The sequence below is a fragment of the Paenibacillus sp. FSL k6-2145 genome, from assembly GCF_037976585.1.
GTDB lineage: Bacteria > Bacillota > Bacilli > Paenibacillales > Paenibacillaceae > Paenibacillus.
In genome coordinates this window covers 4236852-4260689 of record NZ_CP150267.1, presented here as the reverse complement: position 1 = coordinate 4260689, position 23838 = coordinate 4236852, and the positions used below count along the sequence as shown (strand labels likewise).

General features: G+C 45.8%; 20 protein-coding genes. 2 read left to right on the top strand and 18 right to left on the bottom strand.

What is annotated here, in order from left to right:
* Window positions 1–88: 88 nt before the first annotated feature.
* The 9 genes from mutM to NZ043_RS18965 all read right to left on the bottom strand — a co-directional run bounded on the left by mutM (window position 89) and on the right by NZ043_RS18965 (window position 11142).
* Window positions 89–916, bottom strand: a complete 828-nt coding sequence (gene mutM / locus NZ043_RS19005; RefSeq protein ID WP_289391883.1) for a DNA-formamidopyrimidine glycosylase — start codon at window positions 914–916, stop codon at window positions 89–91.
* Between the two features lie 118 nt (window positions 917–1034).
* Window positions 1035–3689 carry a DNA polymerase I gene (gene polA / locus NZ043_RS19000; RefSeq protein WP_339309054.1) on the bottom strand — a complete coding sequence of 885 codons (2655 nt, stop codon included), beginning with the start codon at window positions 3687–3689 and terminating at the stop codon, window positions 1035–1037.
* Between the two features lie 233 nt (window positions 3690–3922).
* Complete coding sequence (gene phoU, locus NZ043_RS18995; protein ID WP_017689478.1) at window positions 3923–4582, bottom strand: phosphate signaling complex protein PhoU; 660 nt, start codon at window positions 4580–4582, stop codon at window positions 3923–3925.
* Window positions 4583–4645: 63 nt separating this feature from the next.
* A complete protein-coding gene (gene pstB / locus NZ043_RS18990; RefSeq protein WP_036609821.1) occupies window positions 4646–5401 on the bottom strand; it encodes a phosphate ABC transporter ATP-binding protein PstB in 756 nt (251 codons plus the stop codon).
* A 227-nt stretch (window positions 5402–5628) separates the two neighbouring features.
* Window positions 5629–6810, bottom strand: a complete 1182-nt coding sequence (locus NZ043_RS18985) for a methyl-accepting chemotaxis protein (RefSeq protein ID WP_339309053.1) — start codon at window positions 6808–6810, stop codon at window positions 5629–5631.
* 152 nt (window positions 6811–6962) lie between these two features.
* The gene (locus NZ043_RS18980; protein ID WP_091032528.1) at window positions 6963–7691 is read right to left on the bottom strand and encodes a response regulator transcription factor; all 729 of its coding nucleotides are present in this window, start codon (window positions 7689–7691) and stop codon (window positions 6963–6965) included.
* Between the two features lie 116 nt (window positions 7692–7807).
* Window positions 7808–9628, bottom strand: a complete 1821-nt coding sequence (locus NZ043_RS18975) for an ATP-binding protein (protein WP_133384192.1) — start codon at window positions 9626–9628, stop codon at window positions 7808–7810.
* A 43-nt stretch (window positions 9629–9671) separates the two neighbouring features.
* Window positions 9672–10019, bottom strand: coding sequence for a cupin domain-containing protein (locus NZ043_RS18970; protein ID WP_091032535.1), 348 nt, complete (start codon window positions 10017–10019; stop codon window positions 9672–9674).
* Between the two features lie 253 nt (window positions 10020–10272).
* Window positions 10273–11142, bottom strand: a complete 870-nt coding sequence (locus tag NZ043_RS18965; protein WP_091032538.1) for an SDR family oxidoreductase — start codon at window positions 11140–11142, stop codon at window positions 10273–10275.
* 390 nt (window positions 11143–11532) lie between these two features.
* On the opposite strand from NZ043_RS18965, the gene NZ043_RS18960 reads away from it, so the two are divergent.
* Entirely contained in the window at window positions 11533–13092 is a 1560-nt protein-coding gene (locus tag NZ043_RS18960; protein ID WP_133384190.1) for a histidine kinase N-terminal 7TM domain-containing protein, read from the top strand.
* A 264-nt stretch (window positions 13093–13356) separates the two neighbouring features.
* Here the strand turns inward: NZ043_RS18960 and NZ043_RS18955 are convergent, their stop codons facing one another.
* From NZ043_RS18955 to citZ, 4 genes are all read right to left on the bottom strand, one after another.
* Window positions 13357–13776, bottom strand: coding sequence for a hypothetical protein (locus NZ043_RS18955; protein WP_036610969.1), 420 nt, complete (start codon window positions 13774–13776; stop codon window positions 13357–13359).
* 141 nt (window positions 13777–13917) lie between these two features.
* Window positions 13918–14859 carry a malate dehydrogenase gene (gene mdh, locus NZ043_RS18950; RefSeq protein WP_036609827.1) on the bottom strand — a complete coding sequence of 314 codons (942 nt, stop codon included), beginning with the start codon at window positions 14857–14859 and terminating at the stop codon, window positions 13918–13920.
* Window positions 14860–14874: 15 nt separating this feature from the next.
* Window positions 14875–16167, bottom strand: a complete 1293-nt coding sequence (gene icd, locus NZ043_RS18945) for an NADP-dependent isocitrate dehydrogenase (protein WP_076330335.1) — start codon at window positions 16165–16167, stop codon at window positions 14875–14877.
* A 147-nt stretch (window positions 16168–16314) separates the two neighbouring features.
* Window positions 16315–17427 (bottom strand): citrate synthase, encoded by a 1113-nt coding sequence (gene citZ / locus NZ043_RS18940; RefSeq protein WP_091032543.1) that lies wholly within the window; start codon window positions 17425–17427, stop codon window positions 16315–16317.
* A gap of 530 nt (window positions 17428–17957) precedes the next feature.
* Here citZ and ytvI point away from each other — a divergent pair.
* Window positions 17958–19076 (top strand): sporulation integral membrane protein YtvI, encoded by a 1119-nt coding sequence (gene ytvI / locus NZ043_RS18935; RefSeq protein WP_339309052.1) that lies wholly within the window; start codon window positions 17958–17960, stop codon window positions 19074–19076.
* 102 nt (window positions 19077–19178) lie between these two features.
* On the opposite strand, the gene NZ043_RS18930 is transcribed toward ytvI, so the two are convergent.
* The 5 genes from NZ043_RS18930 to accD form a co-directional block, all read right to left on the bottom strand.
* Window positions 19179–19577 carry an FxsA family protein gene (locus NZ043_RS18930; protein ID WP_036609835.1) on the bottom strand — a complete coding sequence of 133 codons (399 nt, stop codon included), beginning with the start codon at window positions 19575–19577 and terminating at the stop codon, window positions 19179–19181.
* 7 nt (window positions 19578–19584) lie between these two features.
* Window positions 19585–20121: a thioesterase family protein gene (locus NZ043_RS18925; protein ID WP_339309051.1), complete on the bottom strand. Its 537-nt coding sequence runs from the start codon at window positions 20119–20121 to the stop codon at window positions 19585–19587.
* 101 nt (window positions 20122–20222) lie between these two features.
* On the bottom strand, window positions 20223–21650 hold the full coding sequence (pyk, locus tag NZ043_RS18920) for a pyruvate kinase (protein ID WP_017689492.1): 1428 nt from the start codon (window positions 21648–21650) through the stop codon (window positions 20223–20225).
* 105 nt (window positions 21651–21755) lie between these two features.
* The gene (locus NZ043_RS18915; protein ID WP_315936561.1) at window positions 21756–22787 is read right to left on the bottom strand and encodes an acetyl-CoA carboxylase carboxyltransferase subunit alpha; all 1032 of its coding nucleotides are present in this window, start codon (window positions 22785–22787) and stop codon (window positions 21756–21758) included.
* Entirely contained in the window at window positions 22788–23681 is an 894-nt protein-coding gene (accD, locus tag NZ043_RS18910; RefSeq protein ID WP_339240998.1) for an acetyl-CoA carboxylase, carboxyltransferase subunit beta, read from the bottom strand.
* Window positions 23682–23838 lie beyond the last annotated feature (157 nt).

The window sequence follows — 23838 nt, the reverse complement described above, 5'->3', positions numbered from 1 at the left end:
ATACGCCCGCTTATTTCTGCCATATCAGTATATGGAGGGAGGAATCCAAGGGTGCTATGATTTCATCATTTCGTTCATTCAGTTCATGTTACAGCAGCTGACAGTTCGGACAAAAATGCGTGCCACGGCCACCAACCACCGTTTTTTCAATTAACGTACCACATGTTGTACAAGGTTCTGATTTGCGTCCATAGATTTTCAGTTGATGCTGGAACATCCCCATCTCACCCTGTCCATTCACATAGGACTTGATGGAAGATCCCCCTGCATTCACTGCATCTTGCAACGTAGCTACAATCGCTTCATGCAGCACCGTTAACTGAGTTTCGGTCAGTGTCTTGGCGATGGTCTCGGGATGGATACCTGCGCGAAATAGAGCCTCGTCCACATAAATATTCCCGATACCGACCACATATGCCTGATTTAAAAGCACTGCCTTGATTTTGGTTGTGCGCTTGCCAACCGCCTCACGGAATGCAGTTACCGTAAAGGCGGGATCAAGCGGCTCCAGTCCCAGCTTCAGCAAAGGTTTGGACACCAGTTCCTCACCTGCATTGAACAGATGCATCGTACCGAACTGACGCACATCCTTATAACGCAATTCCGTACCATCATTAAAATGGAAGATCACATGTGTATGCTTCTCCACATCTTCATGCTGCTCGTACACACCGTACCTTCCTTCCATCCGCAGATGGGAGACAAGCACCAGCCCGTCCAGCAAAATACGCAAAAACTTGCCTCGACGCTCCACCCCAATGACGGTATGTCCCGCGAGTTCCATTGCAAATGCATCTATGTCGTCCGGCCGCTGAATAATCCGCGGCAAGCTAACGGTAACATGATCAATCGTTTTGCCTACAATAAGTTGATTCAATGTTCTTCTGACTGTTTCGACTTCCGGTAATTCCGGCATGATGTTCTCACCTCCCCTATATTATAACGGAAGATGGCGCTCAGCGGGACCCTTTTCTTATATCTCAAACATGGAAAGTCCTTTTGTAAAATACCGGAAAAACCGCGCAGCACTTGATTTATTTCGCTTCGTACCAGTTATCACCAAAGCTGACTTCTGCTTTTAGCGGAACCGACAGTTCCAATGCTTTTTCCATAACAGAAGGGACTAACTCTTTCATCAGTTCCAATTCATCCGCAGGCACTTCGAATACAAGTTCATCATGCACCTGAAGCAACATACGGCTCTTCAAATTGCGTTCCCGCAGCGCTTCATCCATCTGTACCATGGCCAGCTTGATGATATCTGCCGCTGTTCCCTGAATCGGTGTATTCATCGCCGTACGCTCTGCGAAGGAACGCAGATTGAAGTTACTGGCGTTAATCTCTGGCAGGTAGCGACGTCGTTCCAACAGCGTTTTGACGTAACCATCCTGGCGAGCTTCCTTCACAATGTCATCCATATATCGACGGACACCCTGGAATACTTCAAAATACTGGTCAATAAACTGCGCGGCCTCTTTACGTGTGATGTGCAGGTTCTGGGATAAACCATAATCACTTATTCCATACACGATACCAAAGTTTACTGCCTTGGCGGAACGACGCATATCCCCATCCACATCCTCAGGCTTCACGCCGAATACATCCGAAGCGGTCTTTGTATGAATATCCATATCATTGACAAATGCTTCCTTCAAGCGCTCATCGTCCGAAATGTGTGCCAGTACACGCAGTTCAATCTGGGAATAGTCTGCTGCCAAAATGGACCATCCGGGTTCCGAAGGAACAAATACCTTCCGGATTTTGCGACCTTCCTCCATCCGAATCGGAATGTTCTGCAAGTTCGGGAATTGACTGCTAAGTCGTCCCGTTGCAGCAATGGTCTGACGGTAATACGTGTGCACTTTGCCATCGCGATCGGAAATCTCTTTGAGTAATCCTTCCACATAAGTGGATTGCAGCTTGGCAAGCTGACGATATTGCAGAATATGCTTGACCACATCATTATAAGGGGCCAATTTCTCTAATACTTCAGCATCTGTGGAGTAACCCGTTTTGGTTTTCTTCACCACTGGCAAGCCCAATCTATCAAATAAAATCTCACCCAGTTGCTTTGGTGAATTCAGATTAAATTCCGTTCCTGACAGCTTGTAGATCTCAGCCATCAACCTGCTGATCTGTTCTTCAAACTCACTGCCCAAAGCCTGTAGATCTGCCGTATTGGCCTTGATGCCCTGTTTCTCCATGTCCGCCAATATGCGTGACAACGGCATCTCCAGTTCATGGAACAACGAATTCATCTCATCCGTTTCCAGCACCTGCTCCTGAAGTGGAATAATGGCTGCGACAGCAGCGGCTTTGCGGCACAGGAAATCACCCAAGATCTCTACTTCCGGCACCTTGTACTTGGCCCCTTTGCCCATAACCGTGTCATCCTCTACAAGCGACGGCAGACCATACTTGGTCGTGAGTCCACTAATCGTCTGGTTGGATTCCGTTGGATCAAGCAAATAAGCTGCCAGTTGTACATCAAATGACGCACCAGCGAATTCAATGCCATGCGCATGCAGGGCCAGGTCTACACGATGAAGATCATAACCGCGCTTCGGCTGGTCTGAATTACCAAGCCACGCCCGCACTGGAGCCGCAGCCTCGGAATGAAGCAATTCGGGAGATATGAACGTATACGTTCCAGCGGAACCTAGAGCTAGTCCAATCAATTTCGCTTGGTGCGGGTTATCCCCATGTGTCTCCACGTGGAGGACATCAATGGAATCCAGTGAACTGAACAGCTCACTGATGTTGTCCTCTGTTGCTATGGAAGACTCTACCTCGGCAGCAGGGACCGCTTCCTGTTCAGAACCAATGCTGCCACTGAACGACAGGCGTTCGAGCAAGGATTTGAATTCAAGCTTAGCTAGTGCAGGGCCAGCATGTTCTTCTTTTAATCCAGCGAATTGCATATCCTCCCATGTCTGCTCCAGCGGAACTTCCCGGTGAATCGTCGCGAGTTGTTTGCTCATCCGGGCATCTTCGGCATGGGTCTCGATCTTTTCTTTCATCTTGCCTTTCAGCTCACTTGTGCCGTTCAGCACATCTTCTACCGATCCGAACTGGTGCAACAGTTTCAACGCTGTCTTCTCTCCAACTCCGGGAATCCCCGGAATGTTATCGGACGCATCGCCCATCAGACCTTTGAGATCAATGATTTGCAGCGGCGTCAGACCATAACGCTCTTTAATCTGAGCAGGATCATACAGCTCAATATCGGTTACCCCTTTACGCGTCAGACCGATATGTACATTTTCGGAAGCAAGCTGCAGCATATCTTTGTCACCCGATACAACAAGCACCTGTCTGCCCGCTTCATCTGCGCGTTTGGTTAATGTTCCGATGATGTCATCCGCTTCAAATCCAGCCAGCTCAAACTGAGCGATGCCAAGTCCTTTCAGCAGTTCTTTGAGCAATGGGAATTGCTCTGACAACTCTGGTGGAGTTTTCTCCCGACCGCCCTTGTATTCCTGATACCCTTCGTGGCGGAACGTGATCTTGCCTGCATCAAATGCAACCATAACATGTGTAGGCTTATGCTCTTCAAGCAGTCTCAGCAGCATCGTAGTGAAGCCATATACCGCATTGGTATGCAGACCTTTCGAGTTGGTCAGAGGCGGCATTGCAAAAAACGCCCTGTAAATAATGCTATTTCCATCTATGAGAATAAACTTGTCCATTCCAGCACCTCGCGTATTATATGGTCAACCTCTTCAAAATACATCTACTCTCATGATACCATACCCACCTGTCACATCAAAAAGAATAGCCTCTTTTCACTTCATTTTAATCGCAAAAAAAGAACCTTCTCCACAGACAGCTGTATACAGCCTACCTGAGAGAAAGTCCTTTCCATTCATATGATTGCATTACTTAATCAGTACTGATTCCCCAATTCCATAGCAATACTCTTCTATTGATTCAGATCCGGACGTTTACCTGTCACCAGATATACCGTGCTCTCACCAATGTTGGTGGCATGATCGCCAATACGTTCAATGTAACGTCCAACCATCATCAGCAGCATAGCCTGTGAAGCCTGATTAGGATGCTCTGTCATTAACGTATAGAGATCACTGATCATGTGACTGTACAGTTGATCGACCTGATCGTCAGTCTGAGCCATTTTGTAGGCCAGGTCTGTGTTTTCTTTCAGGAAAGATTCGATGGATTCATCGATCATGGATTTCACGATTTCTGCCATTTGCGGGATATCCACCAGAGGTTTAATCAGCTTCTGTCCATCCATTCGGAGTGTCACCTTTGCCACGTCGAGCGCAAGATCTCCCATACGCTCCAGATCACTGGAGATTTTGAATGCCACGATAATTCGTCTGAGATCCTTCGCCACCGGCTGTTGTGTGATGATCAGTTTGGAGCCAAGTTCCATAATTTTGTCTTCAAGGGCATTCAGATTCGCATCATTCTTGATGATGACCTGAGCTTTCTCCGCGTTCATCGTTTGTAAACTCTCAATAGCACCATCCAATGCTGCTCCTACATGTTCACCCATTTGTTTGAGCAAGGTACGCAGCTCTTCGAGCTCCTGATCAAATTCTTTTCTGCGAATCATAGATTTCATGTCCTCCTTATCCATCATCTCCGGGTATGCCGGGATCATTCCAATTCAGCTCGCTTAACCGAACCTTCCAGATATATAATCCTCGGTCCGGGAATCTTGCGGTGTGGAGAATAACGTCTCCGTATCAGCTGCCTCCACCACTTCACCATTCAGGAAAAATACCGTGCGTCCAGATACCCGTGCCGCCTGATGCATATTGTGGGTAACCATAACGATCGTGTACTTGTGATGCAATTCCTTCACCAGTTCCTCAATCTTCAATGTGGAGATTGGGTCGAGTGCAGACGTTGCTTCATCCATCAGCAGAACGTCAGGCTGGACAGCCAGCGCCCGTGCAATACAGAGACGCTGTTGTTGTCCGCCGGACAAACTAAGTGCCGATTTTTTTAATACATCCTTCACTTCATCCCACAATGCAGCATGGACAAGACTTTGTTCCACCAACTGGTCCAGTTCAGCCTTTTGGGTTACCCCGTGCAAGCGTGGTCCATAAGCCACGTTATCGTATATGGATTTTGGAAAAGGATTCGGTTGTTGGAACACCATGCCAACTCGTTTGCGCAGTGTCTCCACTTCAATCTCATTACTGTAGATATCGGAGCCATTCAGCATAACCTGTCCTTCCACACGAACACCCGGAATCATGTCATTCATCCGGTTTAACGTGCGAAGCAATGTCGATTTACCACAACCTGACGGCCCGATAAACGCAGTAACGGTTTTTTCCGGCAGATCCATCGATATATTTTTAAGCGCGTGATGCGTATCATAATATAAATTAAGATTTTCAATGTGAATGAGGTCCTTCATGGATGTTCACTTCTCCTTCGCTGCAGGGACACGAAAACTCCCTTTACGTTGAGACCGATGCTGATAATCTTTCATCGCTGCTCGGCCATCTTTAATATCCTACCCTTTCATTGTAAAAACAGTATCACTTTCATGTTAACGGAATGTAAAAAAGACATCCTTAACCTTCATGATCTGCTTGATGGATCAATCTGATTGCTGATGCCTGCTTTATTGACTACCTTATATTACTCACCATTCGAAACCATCTCATCCAGCTTCGTACGAATGTGCTCTGCGACTTCTCCAGCTTTTCCGCCTTCGATGGCGATCTCCTCTGCTATACGAGACAAATCTCTCACTGCACTGTTCAGTTGTCGGAACGTTGCTCCCCCTGCGGTGACATGCACCGAACTGTCGTCAATCTCCGCTCCGCTTGCCTTAACCAGTTCAACAGTCTGAAGGGTCAATCCACCAATATTCTCTAGCAATGAAGACATGTTCCCCGCAACCTCACGGGTCTGTTTTGCGAGCGCTCGGATCTCGCCTGCAACAATCTGAAAACCTCGTCCATATTCACCGGCATGAGCTGCTTCGATGGAAGCATTCAGGGCGAGGAGACCACTCTGATCTGCCAGAGAGCGAATGGAATGTGCCATGCCTGAGCCTGTTTTGATCGAATTCAGCATGTGATCCGCATGTTGTCCTTGACTCTCCATATGCTGATGTACCCGGTTATAGGAAGCATCTACATGCTTCAAACTCTCTTCGCCCTGCTTGGACAATGCCATGATCTCACGTGCCTCATGAACGGTCTGATTCGCTGCATTCACCAGCTTGGTGACCGCATCGTTGATTCTGGATATCTCCTGTCTGCTCTCGGACACCGTACGTACCCGTTCTGCTGAAGAAGCCTGTTGCAATCTGCGGGAGAGCGACATTACGTCACGCATCGTCAGCACACCAAGCAGTCTGCCTTGGTCCGTAACCAGCAGACAATCGTAAAAATGCTGTTCATTCCGTCCAAGTGCGATATCAATAATCGTTGAGGCTTCCATATGAATATCTGCTATAACGGGAGATGTATTCACTACTTGTATGACCGGCTTACGGTAGAATAGATCTGCGGCAAAACGGCCATTTAACATCCGATATAACGTCTCTCGCATTAACAATCCAGTAGGTTTCATCTGCTCATCACATAATACGATGCATGGGTGCTCCTGATCCTGATTCATCATCGTCGCAGCTTCTCCACAGGTCGTATGGACCCCGGCGACAGGAACCTGACGATAATAGTCATGCAAATGGATTACAGATTCTTCAGCAACAACCGTTTCTTCACTCTGCTTCATTTGGGATGTTATTAATTCTTCACTATGTAAAACAACATGAGGCTGGTCAGGTTTCACTTCGAGCAACATGGGCATAAATGCGCAATCTCCTTTACGTATTAGCTCCGTCTTTAGATAGATTATGTAGGTATAAAGTATCACCCAGATAAGTCCATGCTACTCCCTCTACGTAAAGTAAAATCCTCCTTTATGTTAAACAAACGTAAAATAAAACTCCCCGATCATTGTTAACTTGAATGATGGGGAGTTTTTCTTTTGACAACCAATTTATAACCTACACCACGAATGGAATCAATGTGAACTGATTCCGGGTCCAGCTCCAGCTTTTTACGTAATGAGCTGACGTGTACGTCCACCGTTCGTTGACCTCCAATATAATCGAAGCCCCACACAGCGTTCATCAGATCATCCCTTGTCAGTACCACACCCGGCTTTTTGGCCAAATATAGCAGTACTTCGAACTCTTTCGGACGCAGACTGATGGATTGTCCACCCAGTGTCACTTCATATTTCAATGGATAGATCTCCAGCTCTCCCAGAATAATTCGTGAGCCATCTTTGTCCTCAAGCTGTGGTAAATCTTCGCCATTGGAATAACGTCTTAATACCGCATCCACCCGGGCTAATAACTCAGATACACCAAACGGTTTGGTAATATAATCATCGGCACCTGATTTCAGTCCCTGTACAACCTCGGCTTCACCGTTCTTGGCCGTCAGAATGATAACCGGTGTACTAACACCCTGTATTCTTAACTTGTTCAGAATGTCCAGACCATTCATACCCGGAAGCATCAGATCCAGCAAAATGAGATCAAATTCCTGGGACAAGGCCCGATCATATCCTGCAGATCCGTGATCCTCTGCCGTAACGTCGTAACCTTCCTGTGTCAGGTTATACGTGAGTAATCTTGATAATGTAGGTTCATCTTCAATAACTAGTAAACGCTGTGCCATGATACCCCTTCTCTCTTCATAGGTTGTCTGTTGCCACAACACTTTTTCTATCATAGCACTAATTTGTTAACGCGGTGTAAAACAATACACACTTTTTACATTTTGATACCAGACGCCTACATCTCTTCGTCTTGAATGAATGGAAGGATCACACGGAACGTTGTCCCCATGCCCAGTTCACTCTCTACAGACAATTTGCCATGATGCAATTCCACCAGATGTTTAACGATAGAAAGTCCAAGGCCTGTGCCCCCTGAATTACGGGATCTGCCTTTATCAACACGATAGAACCGTTCGAAGATTCGCGGCAAATCTTTTTTCGGTATGCCAATTCCTGTATCTGACACCGCAAAGATGACTTCATCATCGTTATCCATCGTCACCTGTAACTTCACTCGCCCACCATCGGGGGTATAATTGATTCCGTTGGATAACAGATTGATGAATATCTGCTTCATCTTGTCCTCATCCGCTTCAATGTACAGTTCCTCCGGAACATGCATTTCCAGACGAATTTGCTTTTTCTCCGCCACCTTGGACAAGGTGCCCAGTACCATTTCGAAGAAAGAGTGTACATGAACAGGTGAGCATTGCAGCGGTGCGCGTTTCGATTCAATTTTGGATAACTCCAGAATATCCCCAATTAATCGGTTAAGTCGATCTCCTTCATCATAGATGATTTTCAGGAATGATCGCTCTGTCTCCTTATCCTGTACCCCGCCACTGAGCAACGTTTCGGCAAACCCTTTGACCGCAGCAACTGGTGTCTTGAGCTCATGAGAGACATTTGCAACAAACTCACTGCGCATTGACTCCAATCGGCGAATCGCCGTCACGTCCTGCAACAGGAACAACATGCCTCGATACCCGCCATCATCTTCGGACATCGGTACTCCATCAAGACGGATCAGTTTTTCCTCCGGGTTAAACACACTCACTTCTTCATGCATCCGTTCTTTCAGGGCAACACTCTCTTCAATGGTACGTGTTAATTCGTAGTGTCTTTTCAATTCAGTATAAGGCTTACCCGTAACTTTTCCTGCCTGAATACCAAGCATACGCTCCGCTTCCCGATTGACCAGTGCAATGGATTGCCCTGCGTCGATCATGACAATTCCTCCGGTCATGTTCGCGAGGACACTCTGTAGCAACGCTTCATTGTCACGAATCGTCTTCAGTTGGGACTGCAAGCTGTCTGCCATTCCGTTTATCGCAAGCCCCAGCTGTCCGATCTCATCTCTTCGCGTTACATCAACTCTCGCATCGTATTCCAGCTTGGTGATCCGATGGGCAACTTTTGTAATATGCTCAATCGGGGAGGTTAATCCGCGTGCAACCCGATAACTGACAAACGCGACAATTAAGAACAATAGCCCTAGTGCAGCAAACATAATCATCCAACCACGCTGAAGACCCTGATCAACCGCATGCAGACTCATGGAAAGGCGAATGTAGCCATCAAATTTGCCGCTAGGTATTTCAATCATGTCACTTTGATCCGAATTCACAGGTAGTGCTACATACAGCATGTCCTGTCCCAATGTCTCACTGTAACGTATGGATTGCCCGTATCCATCTCCGACGGCACCCTTAATCTCCTCACGGTTCAAGTGATTATCCATGGATGCCGGATCACTCTCGGAATCTCCAATGACCATGCCGTCTTTATTGATGAAGGTTACACGGGAATCCGTCAGACGATCCAGTTCCAGCGCCCGATCTGAATAATACTTTCGTGTGGCTTCCGAGGTTGGATCACTTGCATCATGGAATGGAAAAGTTGCTTTGAGCAAATTAATCTCGCGCACCATGGTTTGCTCCAATGCGGCTATATGCGTAGTCTTAAACACTCTGCCCATCGTATATCCAGCCACAATGACGGATACGCCGATCAGCACCATCATAATGATGGCAAGGCGAATTCGGAACGGTCTCATCTATCTCTTCCTTTATGATCAGAATAATATCTAATGAATTGCTCTACATTGAATCCAGTTCGATTCGGTCCCCACGGGTACCCGGATTGGAAATTACAAGAAACTCCACTTCTTCGTTGCTCCGATTCATCATCTGATGCGGCATTCCGGGTGCAATTTCTATTCCTTCATGGGTTTCCAGCACAAACGTTTCTCCATTAAGTTCCATACATGCTTCACCGCTGAGGATGAAAAAAAACTGACGGCTTACCGAATGATAATGTCGTATTTCAGCCGTTCCTGCGGGCATGCGTTCATGAATAATGCTCAGTGTTTCATTTTGAACGAGATGCCAACCGTCGCACTGTGCACCCCATATATAATGTGCTGCATTCTGTTTGCTCATTTTCATATGACTTGTCCCTCCGAGTATAATTGCTCGATCTATCATATCACAGATTAGGGAGTTTCCAGTCAGACAAGGCTAATAATAAAATATCATAGTTGTATCAACAGAGATGCCGACTTTTGTAAACAGGTGCTAAACCGCATCTTTGACATACAAATTCACCTGATATAAAAAAGACGCACCGCTCAGCCATGCTGAAAGCGATACGCCTCTTTATATAATCAATCTTATCCTGAGTCTAAATGTTCTTAACGTATTATCCGTTCACCACTTCGCCGCCATTCACATGTATCACCTGTCCGCTTACATACGAAGAATCATCTGAAGCTAGATATACATAGGCGGGAGCCAGTTCATCCGGTTGTCCTGGCCGCTTCATTGGCTGTGTTGCGCCGAACTCACTTACTTTTTTCTCATCAAATGTAGATGGAATGAGTGGTGTCCAGATCGGCCCTGGTGCAACGGCATTAACACGAATTCCCTTCTCAATCACATTCATCGATAGCGAACGAGTGAACGAAGTGATTGCTCCTTTGGTAGATGAATAGTCAAGCAGGGTCGGGCTGCCGCGATAGGCTGTGATGGAGGTTGTATTAATAATCGTACTGCCCTTCTTCAGATGTGGCAGGGCTGCCTGCGTCACATAGAACATGCCAAAGATATTGGTGCGGAATGTACGCTCCAGCTGTTCTGGCGTAATATCCTCCAGATTCTGCTGTGGATGCTGTTCTGCTGCGTTATTCACGACAATGTCCAGTTTGCCCAGTTCATCTACTGTCTGCTGAACCGATTTCTTCGCAAAGGCATCATCACCAATGTCACCTGCAATCAAGATGCACTTGCGTCCTTCCTGTTCGACCTGACGCTTCGTTTCTTTGGCATCTTCGTGCTCGCTCAGGTATACAATGGCGATATCCGCGCCTTCCTTGGCATACGTAACAGCAACAGCACGTCCAATTCCGCTGTCACCCCCTGTAATAAGCGCCACCTTACCCGTCAGTTTACCTGCTGCCTTGTATTCAGGCTTCTCAAATTCCGGTCTGGGATGCATCTCTGATTCGATTCCGGGGCGTTGATCCTGGTGCTGTGCCGGCATTGTTTTTTGATTTTGTGGTGTAGTTGACATCTAACATTCTCCTCTCAAAATGTGAACATATTTGGATTACAGAAGACATGGACATAACTGCACACTTCCTTGTCTTTCGTTCTCTGAAAAAAGTCTCATTCTGTAGGATGGCAGTAACAGTCCAGATTATTCTTTTGCGATCAACAGCAACTCAAGCCTCAGCGCGCTGTCTCTAATCGTTATTTACCACGATCTTTGGACATCAAACAATCGATTTGCTTCAATACGTGTTTAGCCAAAATTCGAAATTTATTCGAAATTAGACTGTTTCATGATACAAAGTGTATTCCTATGCTGCTTAGGCTGATGTACAATGTACAGTATACTGATGTGCTTTAACTTTCATTTTTTACTGGTTTAATCATCCTAACCTAACATGGAGACCTGACAATGGAATCGCATATTAATTCATATATAACACTCGTAGCCACTTCAGCCGTGCTGAATGTCTTTTTGTGTTTATATACCTATTTCAGAAGATCCGAGATCCCCAGTTCCAGAATATTCATTCTCTACACAGCAGCACTCTCCATATACACTTTTGGTTATGCAATTGAGCTGGCCAGCAACACGCTGGAGCAGATGAAGTTTTGGACCACCGTGGAGTATATAGGCATGCCCTTCTCCGCTTCTCTTGGCCTCATGTTGATGATAAAGTACACAGGAAAAACGTTATCCAAAAAGGTAACTGCCGCATTGTTTGTAATCCCTTCCATTACACTATGTATGGTTGCAACCAATGACTTTCATCATCTTTTTTATAAAAAAGTATGGCTGAGAGAAGATAGTCCCGTTCCTCTGATGGATATCGCAGTGGGTCAATGGTATGTTGTGCACGGTGCATTCACCTTCTCCTGTCTGTTATGTGCCTGTCTCATTCTAATTGGACAATGGAGACACACCAAGAAGATGTATCGTCGTCAATTACTTACTCTGATTACTTCACAGATTATTCCTATGGTCGCAGCTTTTCTGTACTTGCTTGGTTTGACTCCTGGCGGAATGGACCCCGTACCCGTACTCATGTGTATCACATCTGCCATGTATATCTGGGCCATCCTATCCTCTCGTCTACTGACCATCGTCCCCATCGCCAAAGACAGTATTTTCGAGAGCATGCGTGAAGGTGTTATTGTACTGGATAGTTTCAATCGACTGGTCGATTACAACAGATCTCTGCGTGACATGTTGCCAGAGCTTAATACAACCATGATTGGCCAACCCTTGGATGATATCTGGCTTAATCTTGCTGGAAAGACGTTTCCCGTTGAATACGGCAGGGAAGGATTGCAAACAGATCTGTACTGGCAGTTAAATGGAGAGACCGTTTGTTATCAGGTCAGGACATCTTACGTGTATAACAAGGATGCACAGACTGTGGGCAGTCTAATTATGTTAATCGATATAACGGAACAACGCTTCTTGCAAGAACAGCTGAAACAACTGGCTTATTTCGATGGTCTGACCAAAATCTATAATCGCACTCAATTTTTGCATAGAGGACGGGAGATTTTGAGTGAAGCTCAGCTTAATCCGCAACCTGTTTCATTTATTTTATTTGATATTGATCACTTTAAACGCATCAACGATACGTACGGGCATGATGTTGGCGATCAGGCCATCATTCATGTGGTCTCCGTTTGTAATCGATATTTAAGCCCTGAGATGTTATTTGCCCGTTATGGAGGAGAAGAGTTTGTCATCGCTCTTCCGAATACCTCGCTTCAAGAAGCCGAGAAACTTGCCGAACAACTGAGAGTTGCCTTGTTGAATGATCCACTGGATGTTAAGGGAGTGCCTATTACGCTGACCTCAAGCTTTGGTATTGCCCAGTACAATGGAGGTTCCGATTCGCTGGAGTCCTTGTTACGCGACGCTGATACTGCCTTGTACGAATCCAAGCGTAATGGTCGAAATGCAGTTCATGCGTATACTGTGAGTACAACCTAACCAATGTAGACCGTGTCTGATGGAGTATGCATGCTGTTATGTATGATAGTGATCACTCTAGTTCCAGTTCAAATAAACCCAGGAATGTTGATTTTATCTTGGTAATAACAAAAAATAGACAGCCAATGAGGCTGTCTATTTTTTGTTTGTTTCAACGAAACACCATCTTACATATCATCCGGCTTGTCCTAATTCCGTCTGCAAACGCTTAACCAACGACTAACAATACATCTTTGTAGGGTGGATTAACCGTCCACAACGCACTTAGATCACCTGATTATTCACCATCAGGTACACCATGATTAGCAAGAATACAGCCAGAAGTGTACTGAACATACGGATCTTGCTTTGCTCAGGACCCACATCACGCTTGTTTTTCACACCTTCTGCAGCGAGTCGGAGCGGTTTACCCATAATTCCTCCAATAGCCGCAATAGCCAAGAGCAGAACAACAACGACAGCCATCCAGACATGAGAATACTCACCTTTGGTCATCAGGTAACCACCAGTAAGAAGTTGGATTACAAGTCCATACTGCGCGACTTTATTCAAAGAACGAAGCGATGCAAAGGCTCCCTCTTGTGCTGCAGCATTCAAGGTACGGATTTTACCGACCACAAATGGCAGAATCAAATAGAATCCCATCGCCAGTGCTCCAACAATATGGAGCAAATACATAATCATTGTCAAAATTTTCATCCTCCTCAACATTTTCGGTGTGCTATACATCACATCCCATTATACTGGGGAACTTATCCAAAGAAAAGAAAACCTCCGGGTTTACCGGAGGTTTTCTTTTAGCTTCTGTTCAAAAAGTTTTCAAACTTACAGGTTTACTACCGAAATGACGTTGCGAACCGAATCAGCAGATTTATCCAATCCTGCTTTTTCTTCTGCAGTCAGGTCAAGTTCGAATATTTTCTCAATGCCGTTACCACCCAAAATGGTTGGTACACCGAGGAACAGATCATTATAGCCATATTCACCTTCAAGATAAGCGATCACTGGAATGATACGTTTCTTGTCCTTCAAAATCGCTTCGGTCATCTGAACAAGTGAAGCTGCTGGTGCATAATAGGCACTGCCATTACCCAGCAAATTCACAATCTCACCACCACCTACACGTGTGCGCTGCACGATGGATTCGATCCGGTCTGCCGGAATCAGCGTATCGATCGGAATACCTCCCACGCTCGAATAACGAACGAGGGGTACCATATCGTCTCCGTGGCCGCCAAGAACGAATCCACGAACATCTTCAACGGATACGTTCAACTCTTGCGCAATGAAGGTACAATAACGTGCTGTATCCAGAACACCTGACTGACCGATAACACGGTTTTTAGGAAAACCAAGGGTCTGATAAGCAGCATAAGTCATCGCATCCACCGGGTTGCTTAGAATAATGACGATGGAATCAGGGCAATATTTTTTCACATTTTCACAAACGGACTTCACAATACCCGCATTCGTATTGACCAGATCGTCGCGGCTCATACCCGGTTTACGGGCGATACCAGCCGTGATAATTACAATCTCAGAACCTGCAGTATCTTCGTAGTTGGAAGTACCGACGATATGACTGTCAAATCCTTGAACAGGACTTGCTTCCATCATATCGAGTGCTTTCCCCTTCGTCGGGTTCTCCAGTTGAGGAATATCAACCAGCACAACATCCCCGAGCTCTTTTTGGGCAAGCATTAATGCGGTCGTAGCACCGGTAAAACCGGCGCCGACTACTGTGATTTTTTTGCGCTGAATAGTCAAGATTCACATCTCCCCTTACAGGTTTTTAATGATTTGATCCGCGAATTCAGAACATTTCACTTCAGTAGCGCCGTCCATCAGACGTGCAAAGTCATACGTTACTGTTTTATTGTTAATGGATGTTTCCATACCTTTGTAGATCAGGTTAGCTGCTTCTTGCCATCCCAAGTGCTCAAGCAACATTACTCCGGACAGAATAACGGAACCAGGGTTCACGACATCTTTGTCCGCGTATTTAGGTGCAGTACCGTGAGTTGCTTCGAAGATAGCATGTCCTGTTACGTAGTTGATGTTCGCTCCAGGAGCGATACCAATTCCGCCAACTTGCGCTGCAAGTGCATCGGACAGATAGTCACCGTTCAGGTTCAATGTTGCGATAACATCAAATTCGCCTGGACGAGTCAATACTTGTTGCAAAGCGATATCGGCAATCGCATCTTTTACGATGATTTTACCAGCATCTTCAGCGGCTTTTTGTGCTGCATTCGCTGCATCTGTACCTTCGTTATCTTTGATGATGTCATATTGTGCCCAAGTGAATACTTTGTCAGCGAACTCTTCTTCAGCCACTTCGTATCCCCAGTTTTTGAAGGCACCTTCGGTAAATTTCATGATATTACCTTTGTGTACCAATGTAACACTCTTACGATTGTGATCAATTGCGTATTGAATTGCTGCACGTACCAAACGTTTCGAACCTTCGGAAGAAACTGGTTTGATACCAATACCGGAAGTCTCAGGGAAACGGATTTTGTTAGCACCCATCTCCTGTTGCAGGAATTGGATCACTTTTTTCACTTCTTCAGAACCTTCAGCATACTCGATTCCTGCATAGATATCTTCCGTATTCTCACGGAAAATGACCATGTCTACCAGCTCAGGACGTTTAACCGGAGAAGGTACACCGTCGAAATAACGAACAGGACGCAAGCATGTGTACAGGTCAAGCTCTTGACGCAGGGCTACGTTCAGGGAACGAATACCGCCACCGATTGGCGTAGTCAATGGTCCTTTGATCGCTACGATATACTCACGAATGGCTTCCAGTGTATCATTCGGCAACCACTCACCGTATGTATCGAATGCTTTTTGTCCAGCAAACACTTCATACCATGCGATTTTTTTGTTGCCATCATAAGCTTTTTCAACAGCTGCATCCAATACACGTTTGGAAGCTTTCCAGATATCACGGCCTGTACCGTCACCTTCGATAAATGGAATGATTGGATTACTAGGTACTTGAAGTGTACCGTTATCAATTTGGATTTTTTCGCCTTCAGTTGGGTGAGCAAATTTTTCTAATTTCATAGTTAAAATTCCTCCTAGGTTTCGTATATGCAGTATTCATCATACCACTAGTCTTGTTGAGAGAAGGGTCCTGAGAGCTTAAGCCAGTAACGCCTCTGCTTTCCAACCCTTCACCTCGTCTATATTATTATACTGTTTTTGCGGCTATTAGCGAAGTTCAATAGAAACGTATTTCTGTTCTGTAGGGCCAGTGTACTCCGCACGTGGACGAATGATGCGATTGTCCGCAAGTTGTTCCAGAATATGCGCAGTCCATCCAGACACCCGGCTGATGGCAAAGATCGGAGTAAACAATTCCTGTTCGATCTCCAGTTGGGTATATACAGAAGCAGAATAGAAGTCTACGTTAGGCTTCAGTCCTTTTTGTCCTGTTACCAGTTCCTCGATCTTCACAGACATCTCATACAAGCGCGTATCATTGTTCATCTCGCCAAGTTCCTTGGACATCTTCTGTAAATGTTTGGCGCGTGGATCACCGTTTTTGTATACGCGATGTCCAAAGCCCATGATCTTTTCACGGTTGTTCAGTTTTTCCTGAATAGCCGCTTCCAGACGATCAGGCGTGCCAATCTCATTCAACATTTTCATAACGGCTTCATTAGCACCGCCATGCAGTGGCCCCTTCAGTGCGCCAATGGCGGAAGTTACACCGGAATAGATATCCGACAGCGTAGCAACCGTTACACGGGCTGCAAATGTCGAAGCGTTTAACTCGTGATCCGCATGCAGGACAAGCGCTTGGTCCAATGCTTTTACTGCGGTCTCGGATGGTTCTTCACCAGTCATCATATATAAAAAGTTCTCTGCGATGGAAGCGCCTTCTTTTGGAGCCACAGGTTCTTTGCCCTGACGGATACGGGCGATGGCTGCCACAATCGTTGGCAACTGTGCTTGCAACTTAACGGCTTTGTTCTCATTCGCTTCCGTTGTCATCTCATCCGCTTGCTCGTCGTACAGTGCAAGTGCAGAGATCGCGGAACGAAGTGCTGCCATGGTACTGACGTTTTTCGGATACAATTGGATTTGTGCAATCAACTCGCTCGGAATCGGCGCGTAATCGCTCAGGCTTTTACGAAGGGATTTCAGTTCATCTGTTGTTGGCAATTTACCAAACCACAACAAATAGGCAACTTCTTCAAAGCTGGCATGTTCAGCCAAATCGTCGATATCGTAACCACGGTATGTGAGCACACCGTCTACAATAGAACTGATCGAAGAGGTTGTTGCAACGATGCCTTCCAGACCTTTGGTAGCTGTCATATACATCTCTCCTTTAATAAGCGAAATCAGGAACCATTCCAGAGTGTCATATAAGTGCCAAAATGCACCTATTCTCTTTTTGTAAACATTTTCATTTTAAAATTAACAAATATTTCAAACTACGGTTTTCCTATCTGTCAATCGGTATTTACTTATAACATCATACTGGATTTTGTCGTTTATGTGAACATGATGAGAGTTCATTCGCACATCAAACTTCTTTATCGGACTGATAAAGCATTTTTGAAAGCCTTTACAAAAACAAGGTTGACATTTAATGTTTTTTAACCAATCCTGTCTTATGAGGAACTTTCTATTGCTATATTCTGTAATACTAAGGCATACTCTAGGCAAAAGAAAGAATCCCCGTAGATCTTGTTCAAAAGTCCGCTTCTGAACAAGATCTGGTAACATCCCGGCGTTTCAAAACCTTGTAAATGCTCTATATTAATTAAGATAGCCATCTATATCTAATACTGCTTCATGGATCATACATAGGTCGGCTTAATTGAAATAAGGAGAGTTGATGCTTGGATAGAATTATAATTAAACGCCTGCTCCGCGGCTTATGGGTTATCATTGCGGCCGTTCTGATCGCCGTTGCCATATACTTGCTGTTCCCGCTTTTGTACCCTTTTGCGATTGCCTGGATTATCGCCTATGCCATGAATCCATTAGTGAAACTGCTTCAGCATCGAGCACGATTCCCGCGCTGGCTGGCTGTGACTCTTTCATTGATCCTTTATTTTGGAGCCATTGCAGTGGTGTTGTCTGCGGCGATTACCCGCATGGTGAAAGAAGTCATTTCACTTACGACAAGCTTTGATCTTCATGTTGATGAGATTAAGGACACGTTTGTACGCTGGACCCAGAATGACACCATTCAAAGTTTGACTGCGCAGATCAATGAATTTTACAAGGAAAATCCCAACTACCAAGAAACCATTAACAGCAACATTAGTAAAACGACCGAAACAGTAGGTACAGCCGTGACCGATCTGGTCACCGGATTTTTCAACATGATTCTGAGTCTGCTGACTTCCCTGCCTAACATGGGTGCGGTATTAATCGTTGTGTTGTTGTCTACATTCTTCATTAGCAAAAGCTGGACCCGGCATGGCATTACCGTATCGGGCTGGGTGCCTTCTTCCATTCGCAAGCCAATATCAGACATATGGACTGACCTTAAAAAGGCTTTGTTTGGGTATGTAAGAGCACAATTGATCATGATCTCGATTACAGCACTATTCGTCATGATTGGACTGCTTATATTGCAAGTCAATTCAGCCTTCACCATCGCTCTGATGATTGGTTTGGTCGATCTGCTTCCTTATCTGGGTGTTGGCCTTGTCATGGTGCCTTGGGCAGCATACCTCTTTATGAATGGGGATCTGTATCTGGGTATTGGCATTAGTATTATCTATCTGATCTTATTGATCGCCCGTCAGATTATTGAACCGAAGGTACTTGCAAGTAGTGTAGGGCTCGACCCACTTGCCACGCTGGTTGGCATGTTTGTGGGTTTGAAGTTGTTCGGTGTTCTGGGCTTGATTATTGGCCCTGTCAGTCTCGTGATTCTCGATGCGTTCAATCGGGCTAACGTATTACGCGACCTTAGAACGTATATCATCAACGGACGTGTCCGATGAGGCATCATCTTATGAGCACCCAGGAAAAATAGAAAAAGGCTTCGTTCAACAGAAATCATCTGCTGAGCGGAGCCTTTTCCATTATGCATAACAACTGGTGTTTCATTTCGGACGGCGATAAAACGTAATTTTACCACTTTTCATTTTTTTCTCCAGCCACCCCAGGAAGAACAGACGGTAAACCGGACGTGTTAATGGAAATACCAGTGTAAACCCGATCAGATCCGTTACAAAACCTGGAATCAAAAGCAGGAAACCACCGACAAAAATAAAAAGACCATCGACCATTTTTCTTCCAGGTACCTTGCCACGCTCCATCTCGGATTTGGCGTCCACAAGTACTTTTCGCCCTTCAAACTGCAACATTGCTATACCAATCAAGGACGTGAGAATCATGAGAAGCAATGTCTTTCCGGCTCCGATCCAGTCACTCATCAGAATAAAACCAAATAATTCAATCACCGGAATGATTAAGAGTAAAGCCCACATCCATTTTCGCATTGACGTATTACCCCTTTCCCGAAAGCCACACCTTTTCAAGCGCGCTGTATAGCACAGAGGCTGCCTTATCCAGCCGAACTGGCTTCCAGTCCCCATTCACCCATACATGCTGGGTAGTACCTGTAACTAGCCGTTCACCGGGGAGTGATTCATCAGCTGACCATACCCGTTCTCCAATCGCCATATGCTCATCAGGTTCTTCAGACATGCGTCTTACGTCATACTCATAGTTCAGTCGCAGACCACTAAATGCAGCAATACGGGTGAAAATGATAATTTCATCATCATATCGGGCAGGCTTGTGATACTTCACATCCAGTCCGGTTACGGGAAGCAGTAACCCCTGTTCCTCCATTTTACGATATGTATACCCCATTTGGCGAATCATCTCAGTTCGACCGATTTCAAACCAATTCAAATAGTTCGCGTGGTAGACCACGCCCATCTGGTCACTTTCTTGATAGCGTACACGAAGACGTGCCGCATACCAGTTACCATTGCTCTGTTCTCGCACGTTATCGGCCTCCTTCGTTCTATCATTCATACGTGTTACATGGTTGTAAAGTGTCAATAAGATGGAAAAAAAGCAACGGGACAAGAACGCCCCATTGCTTCTTTCCTGTTGCTTCTCCATCCAAGACGCTATTAAGCGTTGTTTGGAATTTGGCTTACTTTAATCAGGTTGGTAGAACCGGAACGACCCAAAGGTACACCTGCTGTGATCACAACCAAGTCTCCTTCTTTAACAAGTCCGGATTTTACGCCGCCTTCAATTGCATTTTCGAACAAAGCATCCGTGGAATCAACCAGTCTTCCTTTAACAGGAGTTACACCCCAAGCCAGAGCCAAACGACGGGAAGTTCTGTCTTCCGTAGTCACAGCGATGATTGGAGATTCTGGACGATACTTGGAAATCATGCGTGCAGTATGTCCTGATTCAGTCGAAGTAATGATCGCTTTTGCGTTCAAATCTTGAGCTTGGAGAGCAACCGATTGGCTGATTGCTTCTGTAACTGTTGTTTGTTGAGCAACACGTTGTTTCAGGTACAACTCTTGGTAAGGCAGAGCCGATTCTGCTTTTTCAGCAATACGGGACATAGTCAGAACAGATTCAACTGGGTATTTACCCGCAGCTGTCTCACCGGACAACATGATTGCGTCCGTACCGTCGAAGATCGCATTCGCCACGTCACTTGCTTCCGCACGTGTTGGACGCGGGTTACGTTGCATGGAATCCAGCATTTGTGTAGCTGTGATAACCGGTTTACCTGCAACGTTACATTTTTGGATCATGCGTTTTTGTACCAATGGTACTTCTTCCGCAGGAATCTCAACACCCAGGTCTCCACGAGCAACCATCAGGCCGTCAGACACTTCAAGGATTTCGTCGAGGTTATCGACACCTTGTTGGTTTTCGATTTTGGAGATGATTTGAATATGTCCAGCATTGTGTTTTTCAAGCAATTCACGAATCTCAAGTACGTCACTTGCTTTACGTACAAAAGAAGCCGCGATGAAATCGACACCTTGTTCGATACCAAATACGATATCGTTAGCGTCTTTTTCGGTGATACCCGGCAGAGAAATGGCAACGCCCGGAACGTTAACACCTTTTTTGCTTTTGATCGATCCGCCGTTAACGATACGGCATTTGATCTCGGTGCCTTGCACTTCCACCACAGTCAGTCCGATCAGACCGTCGTCGATCAGAATTGTAGATCCCGGTTCAACATCATTCGGAAGATCTGTATACGTAATGGAAAGACGTTCTTTGGTGCCCAGAATTTCTTCTGTTGTCAAAGTGATGTACTCGTCTTGAACCAATTCGATCGGTTCAACTTCGAGTTTACCTGTCCGAATTTCCGGTCCTTTGGTGTCCAGCAGGATCGCTACTGTTTTGTTTAACTCTTCGCATGCTTGGCGAATCGCAATGATCCGTCCGCCGTGCTCATCGAAATCACCGTGGGAGAAGTTCAGACGGGCCACATTCATACCGGCCATAATCAATTTTTTGGTGTTCTCCAGAGATTCACTGGATGGACCAATGGTACATACAATTTTCGTTTTGCGCATTTTGGGTTTCCTCCGATTTTAAAGGTATTACTCTTTATCTATTTTTCTTTTTCCAACTATTAAATTTACTATACTTTTACTCATTTGTATAGGAAATTCGTCACATTATTCAGCATTTCCCGACAAATTACTCGCTACATCGACTTCTACAAGCTCTTGAGGAGCTTCAATGGATGCTTGAGGTTCAAACGTGACCGATCCAATTTTACGGAATTTCTCATAACGATCTTGCTTCAGCTGATCCCCGCTCCAACCCTTCATCTCGTCGAGATGACGTACCAAAGCTTCACTGATGAAAGCAGCAGACGCTTCATAATCCCGATGAGCACCGCCGCGTGGCTCAGGGACGATCTCTTCAATGACTTCCATCTCCAGCAGGTCTTTGGCTGTTATTTTCATCGCTTCAGCCGCCTGATCTGCCTTGGATGCATCCTTCCAGAGAATCGAAGCAGCGCCGTTCGGAGAGATTGCCGAATAGATCGCATGTTCCAGCATCAACACACGATTACCCACAGCCATAGCGAGGGCACCGCCGCTTCCACCTTCGCCGATGACCACAACAATAACAGGAACCGATAGCTTCGCCATTTCCATCAGGTTGCGAGCAATCGCTTCCGATTGACCTCTCTCTTCTGCAGTATTACCCGGATACGCCCCTTTAGTATCAATAAACGTAATAATAGGACGGCCAAATTTGTTCGCTTGTTTCATCAGACGAAGTCCTTTTCGGAAACCTTCTGGATGAGCGCTGCCGAAAAAGCGGGCGATATTATCCTTCGTGTCTTTCCCCCGCTGTTGTCCGATTACCGTTACTGTCTTTCCATTCAACTTGGCAAGTCCCCCAACAACCGCAAGATCGTCTCCGAACATGCGGTCACCATGCAGCTCAATGAAGTCTGTAAAGATCAGCTGGATCAGGTCCAGCGCTGTTGGGCGCTGCTGATGACGCGCCAGATGCATCTTCTGAGCTGCTGTTATGCCAGTGTAGATCTCTTCTTCAAGTCTATGGTAACGTTCTTCCAGGCGGGCAATCTCGTCCGTAAAGTCGATGCCTTTTTCCTGTCCAAACTGTACGAGTTCATCAATCTTTTTGCGCATCTCAACCAGAGGCGCTTCATATGGCAACTCACCCGCCATTTAGACCCCTCCTTTTTCACTATGCATATCCAAAAGCTTGCCAAGAGTGGCCCGAAGTTCTTTCCGGTGCACAACCATGTCCAACTGACCATGCTGCATATTAAATTCAGCCGTCTGGAAATCATCAGGTAACTTCTGACGGATCGTCTGTTCGATAACGATTCTGCCGGCAAAACCAAATACAGCGCCAGGTTCGGCAATATTAATATCGCCCAAGCTCGCAAAACTTGCCGAGACTCCACCTGTCGTTGGGTCCGTAATGACCGAAATGTACAGCCCGCCCTGTTCATCCAAACGGGATAAAGCTGCGCTTGTTTTGGCCATTTGCATGAGGCTGAGAATACTCTCCTGCATCCGGGCACCACCTGATGTGGAGAAAATAATCATTGGCAAGCGCTTCTCTGTTGCATGCTCAATGGCACGGGTAATTTTCTCCCCTACAACAGAACCCATGCTGCCTGTGAAGAAATCAAAGCTCATGACAGCCACAACTACAGGCAGGCCCTCAATGGTTCCTTCCCCTGTAATTACCGCTTCCTTCAGACCCGATTTCAGACGCTGTTGTTCCAATTTGTTGCTATATCCAGGAAAGCCAAGTGGATCAACCGATATCATATCAGCATCAAACTCAACAAATCCTTGATCATCGAGTACCATAGCAATGCGCTCCATAGCGTTAAGACGCATATGGTAACCGCAGGCAGGACATACTTTCAGATTTTTCTCCAATTCCTTGCTATATTGAATGGTGCCGCATTTGCTGCACTTGTTCATAAGCCCTTCAGGTATTTCACGTTTTGGGCGTTCTAGGACTTCCTGGCCTTCGCCGGGAAGTGCACGCTCGGAAGGTATGGTAGCGTACTTCCGTTTCTTCTGGAATATATCTTTGAACACAACTACACCTCTCCAGCCGTTGATTTGATGGCCGCAACCTGCAGAGCGCTGCTTGTGGCAGCTTCATCCGCGTGTTACGGTAAACCGCTTACGACCCACACGCTGCCATGGGCCTTGTCCAGCATTCACAACAAAAAAATCCGCCGGTACAGGGCAA

Bases quoted from the DNA above. Each gene is read 5' to 3' on its own strand.
- mutM (WP_289391883.1), bottom strand. From the start codon at position 916: ATGCCGGAATTACCGGAAGTCGAAACAGTCAGAAGAACATTGAATCAA.
- polA (WP_339309054.1), bottom strand. From the start codon at position 3,689: ATGGACAAGTTTATTCTCATAGATGGAAATAGCATTATTTACAGGGCG.
- phoU (WP_017689478.1), bottom strand. From the start codon at position 4,582: ATGATTCGCAGAAAAGAATTTGATCAGGAGCTCGAAGAGCTGCGTACC.
- pstB (WP_036609821.1), bottom strand. From the start codon at position 5,401: ATGAAGGACCTCATTCACATTGAAAATCTTAATTTATATTATGATACG.
- NZ043_RS18985 (WP_339309053.1), bottom strand. From the start codon at position 6,810: ATGCCCATGTTGCTCGAAGTGAAACCTGACCAGCCTCATGTTGTTTTA.
- NZ043_RS18980 (WP_091032528.1), bottom strand. From the start codon at position 7,691: ATGGCACAGCGTTTACTAGTTATTGAAGATGAACCTACATTATCAAGA.
- NZ043_RS18975 (WP_133384192.1), bottom strand. From the start codon at position 9,628: ATGAGACCGTTCCGAATTCGCCTTGCCATCATTATGATGGTGCTGATC.
- NZ043_RS18970 (WP_091032535.1), bottom strand. From the start codon at position 10,019: ATGAAAATGAGCAAACAGAATGCAGCACATTATATATGGGGTGCACAG.
- NZ043_RS18965 (WP_091032538.1), bottom strand. From the start codon at position 11,142: ATGTCAACTACACCACAAAATCAAAAAACAATGCCGGCACAGCACCAG.
- NZ043_RS18960 (WP_133384190.1), top strand. From the start codon at position 11,533: ATGGAATCGCATATTAATTCATATATAACACTCGTAGCCACTTCAGCC.
- NZ043_RS18955 (WP_036610969.1), bottom strand. From the start codon at position 13,776: ATGATTATGTATTTGCTCCATATTGTTGGAGCACTGGCGATGGGATTC.
- icd (WP_076330335.1), bottom strand. From the start codon at position 16,167: ATGAAATTAGAAAAATTTGCTCACCCAACTGAAGGCGAAAAAATCCAA.
- citZ (WP_091032543.1), bottom strand. From the start codon at position 17,427: ATGACAGCTACCAAAGGTCTGGAAGGCATCGTTGCAACAACCTCTTCG.
- NZ043_RS18930 (WP_036609835.1), bottom strand. From the start codon at position 19,577: ATGCGAAAATGGATGTGGGCTTTACTCTTAATCATTCCGGTGATTGAA.
- NZ043_RS18925 (WP_339309051.1), bottom strand. From the start codon at position 20,121: ATGAATGATAGAACGAAGGAGGCCGATAACGTGCGAGAACAGAGCAAT.
- pyk (WP_017689492.1), bottom strand. From the start codon at position 21,650: ATGCGCAAAACGAAAATTGTATGTACCATTGGTCCATCCAGTGAATCT.
- NZ043_RS18915 (WP_315936561.1), bottom strand. From the start codon at position 22,787: ATGGCGGGTGAGTTGCCATATGAAGCGCCTCTGGTTGAGATGCGCAAA.